This window comes from Rhizobium sp. P1_B8 (assembly GCF_056406515.1).
This window is the reverse complement of sequence record NZ_JBFTZZ010000085.1, coordinates 1-725: the sequence shown is the minus strand read 5'-3', so window position 1 is coordinate 725 and position 725 is coordinate 1. Positions and strand designations below refer to the sequence as shown.

General features: G+C 66.1%; 1 protein-coding gene. It reads right to left on the bottom strand.

From position 1 onward, the window contains the following. Positions 1-725 (bottom strand): BID domain-containing protein (locus AC1D2N_RS36220; protein ID WP_477983032.1); only part of this gene is annotated, 725 nt, incomplete at both ends.

The following is a 725-nucleotide window of genomic DNA, read 5'->3' as shown; positions in this document are numbered from 1 at the left end:
ATGCCACGGCCACGACTGACAGCCCGCTGGCGCCGTTCCGAGATGATCTGTTCGCTGCTTTCCATGCGCACCGTCCGCTGCAGGACCTTCAACCTGTCCTGCATCGCCTCGAAGGCGCTGCGCTGCGCTTGTGGCACACGGTTGATGAGATCCTTTTCGCCGCGAATGATGGCATTGCGACCAAAGCGCTCGTCGAGTGCCCGGCTGACGGCGGCGAACTCCCGGCGAATGCTGGGATCGAGAGGGGCAGCGGAAGCCGTCAGCTTGCGGTCGTTGTTTTTCGCCTCGGCAGTCAGTCGCAAGAGCACGTCTTCCGCCGCCGTCGACAGGCCAGGAACGGCAACCGCCATGCGCCGTCGCTCTTCGGCAATAGCCTGGCGTTCGGCATCGAGCACATTGACGTAGGCCGAACCGAGCGATCGCAAACGGGCGGCGGCTTCAGGCACGGCCTGCACCGCCTCTTTCCGCTCCCGGCCGGCGGCCAGCATCCGGTCCATCAGGCGATCGGAACCGCGCAATGCGCCGTAGGCGGCCGGATCGTTGGTCACCGCGGCCGCGATGCGCTCGCCAGCAAAACCTTTCTGAAGCAGATCTTCGATCTTGCCGACGGCGCCGACCGGATCGCGCCAGATCGCGCTTGCCACCGCCGCCAGCGCTGCTCGCTGCTGGCGATAGAGAGGATCTGAGAGCACACGCGAGCGCGCCTCCTCGTCGATCGCGGTCCT